8 protein-coding genes are annotated in these 13344 nt (G+C 57.1%); 6 read left to right on the top strand and 2 right to left on the bottom strand.

Going from position 1 to position 13344, the window contains the following annotated elements:
• The first annotated feature begins 408 nt into the window (after positions 1-408).
• From CA54_RS08965 to CA54_RS08955, 3 genes are all read left to right on the top strand, one after another.
• On the top strand, positions 409-1419 hold the full coding sequence (locus CA54_RS08965) for a ribose-phosphate diphosphokinase (protein ID WP_146370451.1): 1011 nt from the start codon (positions 409-411) through the stop codon (positions 1417-1419).
• Between the two features lie 89 nt (positions 1420-1508).
• Positions 1509-4142 carry a DNA mismatch repair protein MutS gene (gene mutS, locus CA54_RS08960; protein WP_146370450.1) on the top strand — a complete coding sequence of 878 codons (2634 nt, stop codon included), beginning with the start codon at positions 1509-1511 and terminating at the stop codon, positions 4140-4142.
• A gap of 63 nt (positions 4143-4205) precedes the next feature.
• On the top strand, positions 4206-4652 hold the full coding sequence (locus CA54_RS08955; protein ID WP_146370449.1) for a hypothetical protein: 447 nt from the start codon (positions 4206-4208) through the stop codon (positions 4650-4652).
• A gap of 115 nt (positions 4653-4767) precedes the next feature.
• On the opposite strand, the gene CA54_RS08950 is transcribed toward CA54_RS08955, so the two are convergent.
• Both CA54_RS08950 and dprA read right to left on the bottom strand, forming a co-directional pair.
• The gene (locus CA54_RS08950; RefSeq protein ID WP_231963012.1) at positions 4768-5400 is read right to left on the bottom strand and encodes an adenylate kinase family protein; all 633 of its coding nucleotides are present in this window, start codon (positions 5398-5400) and stop codon (positions 4768-4770) included.
• A 276-nt stretch (positions 5401-5676) separates the two neighbouring features.
• On the bottom strand, positions 5677-6837 hold the full coding sequence (gene dprA, locus CA54_RS08945; RefSeq protein WP_231963011.1) for a DNA-processing protein DprA: 1161 nt from the start codon (positions 6835-6837) through the stop codon (positions 5677-5679).
• 254 nt (positions 6838-7091) lie between these two features.
• On the opposite strand from dprA, the gene CA54_RS08940 reads away from it, so the two are divergent.
• The 3 genes from CA54_RS08940 (at position 7092) to CA54_RS08930 (ending at position 13303) form a co-directional block, all read left to right on the top strand.
• Entirely contained in the window at positions 7092-10394 is a 3303-nt protein-coding gene (locus tag CA54_RS08940; RefSeq protein ID WP_146370447.1) for a PSD1 and planctomycete cytochrome C domain-containing protein, read from the top strand.
• A gap of 216 nt (positions 10395-10610) precedes the next feature.
• Positions 10611-12050, top strand: coding sequence for a DUF1501 domain-containing protein (locus CA54_RS08935; RefSeq protein ID WP_146370446.1), 1440 nt, complete (start codon positions 10611-10613; stop codon positions 12048-12050).
• Between the two features lie 122 nt (positions 12051-12172).
• Positions 12173-13303, top strand: coding sequence for an FtsW/RodA/SpoVE family cell cycle protein (locus tag CA54_RS08930; RefSeq protein WP_231963010.1), 1131 nt, complete (start codon positions 12173-12175; stop codon positions 13301-13303).
• The last annotated feature ends 41 nt before the right edge of the window (positions 13304-13344 follow it).

Below are 13344 nucleotides of genomic sequence, written 5' to 3'. Positions count from 1 at the left end.
ATTATCACGGACAATCAAGGCCGTGTCAACGAAATTTCGCTTGGTAGTCTTGAAAAGTCAGGGAATAGAGGAAAACCCTGAGTCATTCCAACAGCAAGCCGCTGTTCCCCATCATCCTGATCGGCCGACGAAGCTGTCGCAACCCCGAAAACCGATAGAAACGGCATTTTTTCAGGGGATTTTTTCCTCCCCCTGCCACAGGTGCGGTCCAAAACGACGCCGCGCTTGAGTTGTCGTCGCCCCCCGATATGATGCAAAGATAGGAAAAATCGCCCTCGCGCGCGCTCTCCGGAGAGAAACAGTGGCTCCCGAGGGAATCGGCGGACGTCCCGTCGCAGCGGGGCGAAACCATTGCGCGAATGAAACGCAACCACTCTTCTGCCCAACCGACAACGTGGAACCCGACTTATGACGGAATTGACACCGGCACCAGGCCCGCGACCAGGGCCGCGGCCCCAATCGTTTCAAGCCCCGCAAGGGGACTTGACGCTGTTGGCGGGGACCGGAAATCCACAATTGGCAGCAAAAATCGCTGCGGAATTGGGTGTGCAACTGCTTCCGTCCGAAGCGCCGCGGTTCAGCGAGGGGAACGTCTTTGTCCGGGTGCTGGAAAACGTCCGCGGCCGCGACGTCTACGTCATTCAAGGCGTCCACCTGCCGGTCAATGACAACTTTATGGAACTGCTGTTTTGGATCGACGCGCTCAAACGAGCCAGCGCACAGCAAGTGACCGCCGTAATTCCCTTTTTCAGCTATTCCAAAGGGGATAAAAAAGACGAACCGCGTGTCTCCATCCGCGCGCGGGTATGCGCCGACGCCTTAGAAGTCGCCGGCTGCGACCGCGTGCTGACAATGGACCTGCACAGTCCGCAAATCCAAGGATTCTTCGGCATCCCCGTCGATCATCTCTACGGCCGGCACGTCATCTGCGATCATATCCAAAAACTGAACATCCCAGATCTGGTCGTCTGTAGCCCCGACATTGGTTTCGCCAAAGATGCGGCTGCCTATGCGGACCTGCTTGGCACGCCGGTTGTCATCGGCAACAAACTCCGCACCAGCCACGACGAAACCGTCCAGGCATTGGAAGTGATCGGCAACGTCGAAGATAAAAACGTGCTGTTGGTGGATGACTTTACCATCTCTGGCGGAACGCTAATTGCCATGGCCGACATTCTCAAACTGCGCGGCGCCAAGGACATCTACGCTGCTGTCACCCACGGCGTGCTCTCCCGCGGAGCAGCGCCGCGTATTGGGGAGAGCGTGATTAAAAAACTGTTCATGACCGACACCATCGAATATCGGCTTGACGAATTTCCCGATAACATCGAAATCATCCCCGTCGCCCCGGTCTTCGCCGAAGCGATCCGCTCGGTCCACGACCGCACCAGCGTCAGCCAACTGTTTCCGGAAAAATAGGAGTACCAGCTTTCGGTCGCAGGTATCCTTTAAGCGCTCACAGCGACGTTCGCGATTTCGCCCTATTACTTTTTGAATCCACACCACCGATGGCCGCATCCAAAACGACTGCTTCCAAAAGCGACACAAAAAAACTGACGCCGATGATGCAGCGGTACTTGGAGGTCAAAGCGGAGTATCCCGATTCGCTGCTGCTGTTTCGAATGGGCGATTTTTATGAACTGTTTTACGAGGATGCCGAGTCAGCCGCGCGGGTTTTGAATCTCACGCTGACCAGCCGAGACAAATCCTCCGCCAATCCGGTGCCAATGGCCGGGTTTCCCTACCATGCGCTGGACGGTTATCTGCATAAATTGATTCAGGCCGGTTTTCGCGCCTCAGTCTGCGAACAGGTCGAAGACCCCAAACAGGCCAAAGGGTTGGTCCGCCGCGAGGTGACACGCGTTGTCACCCCCGGCACACTGACCGAAGACGCTCTGCTCGATCCGCGGCAACACAACTTTTTGGCCACGATCTTTCCCACCAAAACAGCCGTCGGTATCGCGTGGCTGGAACTCTCCACTGGACGCTTTGTCACGGCCGATTTAGCACCGGCGCATCTGGGCGACGAACTGGCGCGGCTGCAACCTTCGGAGTGTCTCGTCCCCAGCGGCCAACGTCCCGACTGGCTGGAAGAGACTCTCAGCTTTGCCGACGGGATGCTGATCGGCGAACGTCCGCCGTGGAGTTTCGCGGCCGACAATGCCGGGCAAACATTACTCAAACACTTTGGTACAACGACGCTGGAGGGGTTCGATGTCGATATCACCTCCCCCGGCGTGGCTGCCGCTGGAGCGCTGTTGGAGTATGTGCAGGAGACGCAAAAAAGTTCGCTGGATCATATTACGCGGCTGGAACCGTATCGTCGCGGCACGAATTTGATCATTGATGAAGCAACCCGCCGCAGCTTGGAATTGACGCAAACACTCCGCGACGGCGCGCGTGACGGCAGCTTGCTCTCGGTGATCGACGAAACCGTTTCGCCCATGGGGGCGCGGTTGCTCTCTGACTGGCTGTCCAACCCGCTCACCGACCCGGTGCCTATTAATCGGCGGCTCGATGCGATCGAGGAGTTGCTGCCCGATGCGGTACTTTGCCGTGACGTCCGCGATTGTTTGAAACAGACCTACGACCTGCAGCGACTGACCGCCCGTATTGCCACCGGCCGCGCCAGCCCGCGGGATCTCGGATTTCTCGCTGCGACTTTGACGCTGTTACCGAAATTCAAAGCCAAGCTTGCCGGCCGCAGCAGTGAATTGTTGCGCGAACTGGAAGCCAACCTCGACCTGTGCGCCGACATCCGCGCCGATATCGACAACACACTCGTTGATGAACCGCCACTCAACTATACCGACGGGGGACTGATTCGCGTTGGTTTTCATGAGAAACTGGATGAACTCCGCGACCTCGCCCGCGGCGGCAAGGAATGGATCGCCCGTTACCAAGCGGCCGAAGCGGAACGGATCGGCATTCCAAATCTGAAAGTCGGTTTCAACAAGGTTTTTGGGTATTACCTGGAAGTCACCGCCGCCAACGCCGACAAAGTGCCGACGGAGTATATTCGCAAACAGACGCTCAAAAACCAAGAACGCTATATCACCCCCGCACTCAAAGAGCACGAAGAGAAGGTGCTCACAGCGGAACATCAAGCAAATGCCTTGGAACAGGAGTTGTTCTCAGCCCTGCGGGAATCGGTCCGCGGACACGTCGCCCGCTTGCAAACCACGGCTGAGATTCTGGCTCAGATCGATGTGCTGACGGCGTTGTCCGTGTTGGCGGTGGGCAACGATTATTGCCGGCCACAACTGACGGACGATCCGTTGCTCGATATTCGCGACGGCCGGCATCCGGTGTTGGATCGACTGCAGCCGACCGGGCAATTCGTTCCCAACGATGTGTTGCTTGATCCGGAAAACTGCATGGTGCAATTGATCACCGGCCCGAACATGGCGGGAAAGAGTACCTATATCCGCCAAGCGGCGCTGCTGACGATCATGGCGCAAATGGGTTCATTCGTCCCGGCCAACGCAGCCACGATCGGCATTGCCGACCGCATCTTCGCGCGGGTCGGGGCCAGCGACGAATTGGGCCGCGGGCAAAGTACGTTTATGGTCGAAATGACCGAGACCGCCCGCATTCTCAACGCCGCCACCGAGCGGAGCGTGGTGATTCTAGATGAAATCGGCCGTGGGACGAGCACCTACGACGGTATTTCGCTCGCCTGGGCAATCACCGAGTTTTTGCACGACATCATCGCCTGCCGCACATTGTTCGCCACGCATTACCACGAGCTGACCGAACTGAGCAAAACGCTTTCAGCCACCAGCAACTGGAACGTTTCGGTGCACGAAGATGACGATGGGATTGTGTTTTTGCACAAAATCGTCGAAGGCTCGGCGGATAAAAGTTACGGCATCCACGTCGCTCGCTTAGCGGGTGTGCCGACCGGCGTGCTGGAACGGGCCGACGTCATTTTATCAACGCTCGAAGCGGACCACGTCGATGAACACGGCCGCACCAAAATCCCCCGCCGCCACACCGACCGCAACAACCGCCAACTTTCACTCTTCGGCGTCGAGCCGCATCCCATGCTGGATTCAATCCGCGACATGGACATCAACACGATGACACCGTTGGCGGCGCTGGAGAAGTTGCAGCAGATGAAGGATGAATTGCGGCAGTGAAGTGAAAATGTGGAATTTGTTTCGAACGGCCCGGATTACGCAACAATATGAAGGTCGGCTGTTATGAATCACCGCACGACTTGGGGATCAGTTCTGTTGGGCCTGGCTTGGTGCAGTTACGACGCGGCACTTTACCTTCCGGCAGCAGTTTTCGGCAATGATGGCAATGCTATTCCAAACCTTCTAATGGGCTACGAAATTCTTTTGTATGTTTGTTACCCCGTTTTCTGGATGTTCGATCCGATCGCGTTTTTCTACACTTTAGTGAACGTCGCTTTCTGGCTGACGCCGTTTTTCGTGAATGGTCGGCCCAAAGTGGTGATCATTTATTTGGCCTGCTTAAGTGTTGCTTGTTTTGCGGCTACTGCGGCATGGATGCTGACCGTCCGCGTAGGCGTTGGCTATTGGATGTGGATGCTCTCCTATCCGATGTCCATTGCTGGGTTAGTGCTGCTCGTTGGAAAAGAACCGGCCGAAGTCTACGCCAGAAATCCAAAGAACATCTACTAAGCAGGGGATCCCTAGCATTGCCATAGGGTACTGCGAATTAGCCATTCGGCAGAAAATAATAGTGATGCCTTACCAGTCGTTTACTCTCCGGGACCGCATCCCCACCACGCCCCGCCTACAACATCTCGTGCCCGATTTTCGCGAAGTGTTCGTTTTGGACCGGGACGACGACGTTGAGGATTTGTTGTAGTACCTCTGCCGGGGAACCCATGGCGTTGATTTCGGAGATCATTTCGCTGGGGTAGTGATCCAAGACCGGGTACGTCTCTTGACGGTAAACCTCGAAGCGATGGCGGATGACAGTTTCGTTGGCGTCGTCGGCGCGGTTTTCGCGAATCGCCCGTCGTCGCATGCGGTGCATCATTGCCTCTTCGCTGGGACAGACCAGGTGGATCAGCTTGAGAACGTTGACGTGCTCGACGATCATCTCGGCCTGTTCGACATTCCGCGGAATGCCGTCGAGCACCAGCAAATCTTCCTCCGGTTTGTAGTCCGACCGGGTCGTGAATGCGTCCATGCCCCGCTTCCAGATCCGCACCGTCAGATCGTTGGGTGCCAATTTCCCCTGGGAACTGTATTTATAGATCTCCCGCCCTTCAGGGGAATTCATGTGCAGGCCGCGAAAGACATCGCCACACGACAGATGAAAAAAACCGGGAATTTGCCCAAGAATCGCGCCTTGGGTCCCTTTGCCCGCGCCGGGTGCGCCAAATAATAAAACCGTGTCGTACCCTTTTTTTGCCATCATGGACCTCGCCGTGTGGGTGACTGCGACTGATTGGGGACGGGCTCAGGACCGTCATGTATTTGCCGTCGTGCTAATTAAATGGGCAGTCATCGTAATATACGGCCTCAGACCGCTCAACACCCATGGCTAGGGGATTGCAACAGATTTACCGATTCTCTGCGATGAGAAAAACCTTGCAGGACGGCCCATTGAGGCATTCAACCCCATACTCCAGCGTGGGTCCGCGAATTTTCGATGGTCGCGCCAAGCAACCACGACGCTTGCTCAGCCGCTGCCTCAACAGCGGCAATAGTTCCCGCCGGGGTACCGCCGCACCATGCGTTTCATTTCCAAGACCGTCAATGTCGACAAGATACGGGAATGTTCGATGTCAGCGTGGCGGAGGATTTCGTCGATGTGCACGGACTCCTTGGGGACCAAACTCAGAATCTGCCGTTCCTGATCGCTGAGCGATAATTCCCGCGGACTGTGGACCTCCTCGGTGGCCGGGGGAGCACTTTGTTCCGGCGGTGGCGACGACTGTTTGGGAAGCGCGACCGGTTCGGTCAACGGGCCGAGTTCTTCGAGGACATCATCGACCGACGTCACCAGGCGTGCGCCGTCACGAATGAGGTCATGACAACCGCCGCTAGCGGGGGAGTCGATCCGGCCGGGGATGGCGAAGACTTCGCGGCCCTGTTCCATAGCATGCCGCGCGGTATGCAGCGCGCCGCTTTTTCGTGAGGCCTCGACGACGATCACCCCCAATGACAATCCGCTGATGATGCGATTGCGTTGCGGGAACAATCCCGCCAACGGTTTTTGTCCCAACGACGATTCACTAACTACCGCGCCCTGCGCTGCGACTTCACGAGCCAACTCGACATGCTCGGCCGGGTAGATTTCGTCCACACCGGTCGCAAGTACGGCAATCGTGCGACCGCCGGCTTGTAGAGCGCCGCGATGCGCGAAGCCATCAATGCCCCGCGCCAATCCGCTGACGACCGTCATTCCGGCGCGGGCCAACCCACCGGCCAATTTTTCCGCAATTTGCCGCCCGTAATGCGAACAGCTTCGTGAACCGACCATCGCAATGGCCAAAGAATCGCGCGGTTCGAACTGACCCTGGCAATAGAGTACCGCCGGCGGGTCGGGGATTTCTCGCAGCATATTTGGATAGTCCGCGCGGTGCGGCGCTAGCAAGTTCACTCCCCGTTGCCGACAACGCGCGAGGACCAATTGCGCCGCATCGCTACTCCGCGCCTCAAACAGCGCAGCAGCAACTTTCGGTCCGATGCCCGGCACAGCACGCAACATGTCGGGCGGCGCAGCCAACACCTCTCGGGGTGTGCCGAACCGCTCAAGCAGCACTTGAGTCAGCCGCGGCCCGATCCCCGTCACGAGGCTAAGCCGCAGGGCGTCGAGCAACAGTTCATCGTCTTGGAGGATGTCGGTCACGGGGCGACTCATAGGAGAATAGCGCGTGCGGATGAGGCGTATCGTAACACGGGTTTGCGACGGATTGCTAATAAAATCCCGCCCCAACCTCTTAAGACAGCTCGCTGACAAGCGCCATGTCGCAGAGAAAACTACCTAACATTGACGCACGTAGGTGCGAGAGTCGATAATCAACAGTTGAGCATTCTTTGCACCTCGACAATCCTCGCGCCCACCCCAAAACCGCTGCACTCCTGTTCAAACCCGACCGAAGCATGAAACTATTCCCCCGATTTGTGTTGGCCTGCATTGTTGCATTGTGCGGTGACGCGTCTGCGTGTTTCGCTAAAGATCCCACGGCGGCGGAATTGGAGTTTTTTGAGAAAAAAGTGCGGCCGGTGTTGGCGACGCACTGCTACAAATGTCACAGCGCCAATAAACAAAAAGGGGCTTTGCGACTCGACTCGCGGGCGGGGTTGATACAAGGCGGCGATACCGGCGAAGCGATCGTGCCGGGCGAGCCGGACGAGAGTCTGTTGATTGAATCGATCCGGTACGGCGACGACGGCTACCAGATGCCTCCGTCCGGAAAACTGCCGGCCGCTGCCATCAACGATTTGACGAAGTGGGTCAAAATGGGCGCGCCGTGGCCCGCTGAAGAGGTCCCCGACTCAACCACGAACAACGGATTTGATCTCGCTGAGCGCGCCAAACACTGGTCGTTTCAACCGCTGCAAAAAACCGATCCTCCCTCTGTGCAAAATACGACTTGGCCGCGCACGGTCGCCGACCGTTACATTCTGGCAGCATTGGAGCAGAGCGGCCTGCAACCGGCGGGCGAGGCTTCGCGTCGCGTGCTGATTCGGCGTTTATCGTTCGCCATCACCGGACTGCCCCCCACACCGGCAGAAGTCGATGCGTTTCTCAAGGACGATACCCCACAAGCCAGCGAGCGGCTGGTCGATCGATTGTTGGCCTCACCGCAATTCGGAGAACGTTGGGGGCGACATTGGTTGGATCTGGTCCGCTACGCCGAGTCGCACGGTCACGAATTTGATTTTCCGATACATCATGCCTGGCGGTATCGCGATTATGTCATCCGCGCATTGAACGCCGATGTGCCGTACGACGACTTTGTCCGCGAACACATTGCCGGCGATCTCCTGCCGCATCCGCGGATGCACCCGGAGGAACAGTACAACGAATCGATCCTCGGCACCGGGTTTTGGTATTTGGGTGAAGCGACACACGCCCCGGTTGATGTGCGCGGCGACGAAGCGGGTCGCATCGATAACCAGATTGACGTGATGGCCAAGACGTTTCTGGGAATCACCGTCGCCTGTGCCCGCTGCCACGACCACAAGTTTGATCCGATTACGACCGCAGATTACTACGCGCTGGCCGGTTTTCTGCAAAGCTCGCGCAAAGATGTGGCATTACTGGACCCACACGGAAAAATCGCCAACGCTGCTGCCCAGTTGAGCCAGCTGCGCAACAAGGCGAACGCGGAATTCACAACAGTTGTTCCCCAACCGTCGGATGAATCCGCCGCGGATTTTGCCGCGTATCTCGGTGCGGCGTTTGATTTTTCACAAACGACCTCAGAATCAACGGCCGGGGCATTCGCGCAAGAACGGGGGCTCGATCCGGAGCGGCTAAATCGTTGGATCGAAGCCGTCAAACCGACGGACAAGGATCAACCCGCGCAGCCCGATTTCCTATTTAAGTCACTCGTCAAAAGTCTGCAACAAAAACCGCAATCAACTTTTGCCGCTTGGAAACAAGACGTCATTGCCGAGTTGGCGACAGCTGCAAAAACGGCTGAGGACACGTTTGCCAACACCGAGCTGTTCGCCGATTTTAATGCGGGTGACTACGGCGATTGGTTTGTCACGGGAACTGCGTTTGGCGCGGGTCCGACCCAGGCACATGACAGCGATGCAACGTCTCCCGTAGCAGCACCCGCGCCGGCGGGCGTGGCCCATAGCGGACAATTGGCAGGCAAACTGCAAGGCGTGCTGCGGTCGCCGACGTTTACGATCACCGGCAATCGAATGTTCTATCGCATGGCGGGCCGCGGAGGGCGGATTCGGTTGATCATCGATGGCTACTACATGAACGAATTCAGCGGGCTGCTGTTTGGGGATATGAAATTCGACGTCAACACCGATGGCCGTTATGTTTGGCGAAAGCAGAACGTCGGCAAGTATCTGGGCCATCAGGCCTACATCGAACTGATCGACGATGGCGACGGATTTGTGGCAGTCGATGAAATTCGGATTGGCAACAGCCAACCGCACGACACGCCTGACCCGGTGATTCTTGAATTGCTAAAAAGCGAACCGCTCAATTCGGCCGCTGCACTCAGTACCGTTGCCGGGCAGCGCTGGCGAACCGCGCTATCGAAGTGGCACGCGGGCGAGGCTGATGCGCATGACCTGCAGTTGTTGCACTGGGTCATGGCTGGGCAATTGATTGAACTGCCTGAAAGCGATTGGGCGGCCACGACCAAGCAATGGCAGGCACGCGCCGACGCGGTCCCCACTCCGATCAAAGCCTTGGCCCTCACCGCTGGTTCGCCGGAAGATGAACGGATTCATATTCGCGGCAGCCACAAAAAACTGGGCAAAGTTGCGCAACGACGATTTTTGGAGGTTCTTGCCGGACCTGATCAACCACCAATCCTCAACGCGTGCGGACGTTTAGAATTGGCACAGCAGATCGTCGATCCCACAAATCCGCTCACGGCTCGGGTGATCGTCAATCGCGTGTGGCATCACCTGTTTGGCCGGGGAATTGTGGCTTCGGTCGATAACTTTGGTGTGCTGGGGCAGCCACCGACACATCCGGAACTGCTCGACCACCTCGCGGCGGAATTCATGGCCGATGGTTGGTCGATCAAACGTTTGATTCGCCGGTTGGTCTTATCGCGGACGTATCAAATGACGAGCCACGTCACCGATCCGGCGGCCGAAGAGACCGATCCAGAGAATCTACTGCTGCACCGCATGCGGATGCAACGTCTCGAAGGAGAGGCGATTCGTGATGCGATCTTGCTGATTTCCGGACGGCTCGACAGCCGACACTTCGGCAACAGCATTCCCATCCACCTGACCCGATTCATGGAAGGCCGCGGACGTCCCAAAAAAGACGGCCCGCTCGACGGCGACGGGCGGCGCAGTATTTATATTCGCGTGAACCGCAATTTCCTCTCGCCAATGATGCTGGCCTTCGACACCCCCATCCCCTTCAGCACCGTCGGCGGTCGCTCGGAATCGAACGTCCCCGCGCAAGCCTTGATCTTGATGAACGACCCCTTCGTGAAACAACAGGCCGAGTTGTGGGCCCAGCGGTTGATTGATGCTGAAAACGATCGTGCCCAGCGGATTCAAACGATGTACCAACAAGCCTACGCCCGTCCGCCGAGCACGAAAGAGACTGAAACGGCGGAGGCGTTTTTGATATCACAAGCAACAGCCTACGACATCGCTGGCGAGGAAGCCACAAACGATCCACGCGTGTGGGCCGATTTATGCCATGTACTGATAACGCTCAAAGAGTTTACGTTTGTGGAGTGATGCCCGTTGCGGATTGATTCACCACGGAGGCACTAAGGAGACGGAGTTGGGGGGACAGGCTTTAGGCCGTAGTCTTTAGGAAAGACATACCAGGGCGAACAAGTATTTTTATTCCTAAGGACTAAAGTCTACAGCCTAAAGCCTATTTCTTACTCCGTGCCTCCGTGCCTCCGTGGTCCAACAAAAAACCGTCCCTTTAAAAATAGCAGTCAAATCATGTCCCATTGCCGACAATTCATCGAACAGCCCATCTGTCGTCGCGAGATGTTGTTGCGCTGCGCCAATGGTTTTGGCGGGTTGGCTTTGGCCGGTTTGTTTGGTGAAACGGTTTCGGCTGGGAAGACATCATCGGACAAAAATCCTTTCGCCCCCAAAGAGCCGCACTTTGCTCCCAAAGCGAAAAGTGTAATCTATCTGTATATGGATGGTGGGCCGTCGCAAGTCGATACATTTGATCCCAAACCGGCGCTCGACAAACATGACGGAAAGGATCCGCACTCGGTTCTGAAGGTCGAACCGACGCAATTCGATGCCGTCGGCAAGGTGATGCGGTCGCCCTGGAAATTCAAAAAACATGGCGAGAGCGGACTGCCGGTCAGTTCGTTGTTTCCGCACATCGCGACACACATGGATGACCTGTGCGTGATCAATTCCATGGTCGCGCAATTCCCGGAACACACCAACGCCAACTATTTTCTGCACACGGGACACGGCATCCAAGGGCGGCCCAGCATGGGGGCCTGGGCCAGTTATGGGCTGGGGAGTGAAAACCAGGACCTGCCCGGTTTCGTCGTGCTCAATGGCGGCTTGATTCCGCCGGGAGGGTTAGATTGCTTCAACAGCGGATTTCTCCCGGCGACGCACCAGGGCTCGATCTTCAAACCCTCGAACCCGCCGGTGGCCAATATCAAACGCAGCGAACAAAACTCGCAATTGCAGCGCAACAAGTTGGCGCTGATGCGAAATTTGGATGCCGGGACGTTGGACCGCGTCGGACGGGTCGACTCTTTGGAATCGGCAATCGCCAACTACGAACTCGCCTACCGGATGCAGATGGCGGTGCCGGAACTGATGGACCTCAGCGGCGAAACCCCGGCGACGCAACAACTGTACGGCATGGACCATGACTTCAAACAAACACAAATATTCGCTGCACAATGCCTGATCGCGCGGCGGCTTGTGGAACGGGGGGTGCGGTTCATTGAGTTGACCTGCCCCAACGTGGGCAATGACCGCTGGGATCAACACCGAAACCTCAAAGAAGGCCACGAAAAAAACGCCCTCGTCGTCGACCAACCGATCGCGGCTTTGTTGTCCGATCTCAAGGCTCGTGGCATGCTGGATGAGACGCTGGTGGTCTGGTCAGGCGAATTCGGCCGCACCCCGTTTGCACAAGGGAAAAACGGCCGGGACCACAATCCACAGGGGTTTTCGCTGTGGATGGCCGGCGGGGGGATCCAAGGGGGAATCCGCTATGGTGCCACCGACGAATTTGGCTATCATGCGGTCGAAAATCGCGTCGAAATCTATGATCTACACGCCACGATGTTGCACCTGTTGGGCATGAATCACGAAAAGTTGACGTTCCGTTTTTCCGGCCGCGACATGCGACTGACCGATGTCCATGGGCATGTGTTGCATGATATTTTGGCGTGAATTAAAAAGTGGCCGGTGGTGAGTGGCCGGAAAGATTATTAAACCGACTGCTTACGGTCGCTCACAGCGTTGCATACATAATTCAATTTAATCTGTCATGATTTTCGCAGGGAGGCGAATTTGTGAATCGTGGGGAGTGGTTTCGCCGGCTGCCGTGGATGATCGTGTTTTGCACGGTCTCGTTGGCGCTGTGCGGACTGTCGGGAATTGCCCATGGCGACGCGCTCGCCGGAGAAGGTGCCTTCTTCGAACGGCAAGTCGTCTGGCTGGTCATCTCGCTCCCCGCGATGTTGGCCGCGACGCTGGTGCCGTATCAGTTGTTCAAACGCAATAGCTACTTGCTGTTCGGCATCAGCTTGGTGCTGTTGTTGGCGGTCTATTTTTTCCCGATTCGCAACGGCTCGCATCGTTGGATTCCGCTGGGCGTGATGAATTTCCAACCCTCGGAACTGGCCAAGCTGGCTTACATTCTGGCGCTGGCTCGCTATTTGATGTACCGCGCCAACTACCGCAATCTGACCGGACTGCTTGTGCCGTTTTTGTTGTCGCTCGTTCCGTTGGCGCTGATTCTCCGCGAACCTGACCTGGGAACGGCGATGTTGTTCCTGCCGGTGCTGTTCGCCATGTTATTCGCCGCCGGCGCGCGGACACGGCATTTGGTGTCGATCGCCTGTTTGGGCATCGCCGTGCTGCCGTTATTGTGGATGGGAATGAGTGCGGAACAAAAGTCGCGGATCGTGACTTTGTTTGTGCAACAGGATTCGGGACGTGCCCCGGCGGGAGATGGTTATCATCTGCATCAATCTAAACAAGTCATCGCCTTGGGAGGCGTCTGGGGAAGTGAAACCACTGGCATGGCGGTCGACGACCCCCGCGCCTATCACCTCCCCGCTGCCCGAACGGACTTTATCTTTTGCATGATCGGCGAACGCTGGGGACTGGTGGGGTGTGCTGTCATGTTGGTTTTGTACCTGTTTCTCTTCGCCCGCGGATTAGCAGTTGCCGCCTCGACCCGCGAACCGTTCGGACGACTGATAGCCGTAGGCATCGTCGCTTTGCTGGCAGCTCAAACGGTGATCAACACCGGCATGGTGGTGGGACTGATGCCGATCACCGGTTTGACATTGCCGCTCGCCAGTTATGGCGGTTCAAGCCTGTTGTTCACCTGCGTGGCGCTGGGTCTGCTGATGAACGTCGCTCTGCGCCCCGGTTATCACATCGCTAGTGAGCCATTCCGCTTCTCGCGCGGGTAATCGGGTTCACCACGGAGGCACAGAGGACACGGAGAGAAGTT

The sequence above is a fragment of the Symmachiella macrocystis genome (genome assembly GCF_007860075.1).
GTDB lineage: Bacteria > Planctomycetota > Planctomycetia > Planctomycetales > Planctomycetaceae > Symmachiella > Symmachiella macrocystis.
This window is presented reverse-complemented; position numbering and strand designations above follow the sequence as displayed.

What these genes read in the sequence shown, in the direction of transcription:
- mutS (WP_146370450.1), top strand. Translation starts at nt 1,509, where the DNA reads ATGGCCGCATCCAAAACGACTGCTTCCAAAAGCGACACAAAAAAACTG.
- CA54_RS08955 (WP_146370449.1), top strand. Translation starts at nt 4,206, where the DNA reads ATGAATCACCGCACGACTTGGGGATCAGTTCTGTTGGGCCTGGCTTGG.
- CA54_RS08965 (WP_146370451.1), top strand. Translation starts at nt 409, where the DNA reads ATGACGGAATTGACACCGGCACCAGGCCCGCGACCAGGGCCGCGGCCC.
- CA54_RS08950 (WP_231963012.1), bottom strand. Translation starts at nt 5,400, where the DNA reads ATGATGGCAAAAAAAGGGTACGACACGGTTTTATTATTTGGCGCACCC.
- CA54_RS08935 (WP_146370446.1), top strand. Translation starts at nt 10,611, where the DNA reads ATGTCCCATTGCCGACAATTCATCGAACAGCCCATCTGTCGTCGCGAG.
- CA54_RS08940 (WP_146370447.1), top strand. Translation starts at nt 7,092, where the DNA reads ATGAAACTATTCCCCCGATTTGTGTTGGCCTGCATTGTTGCATTGTGC.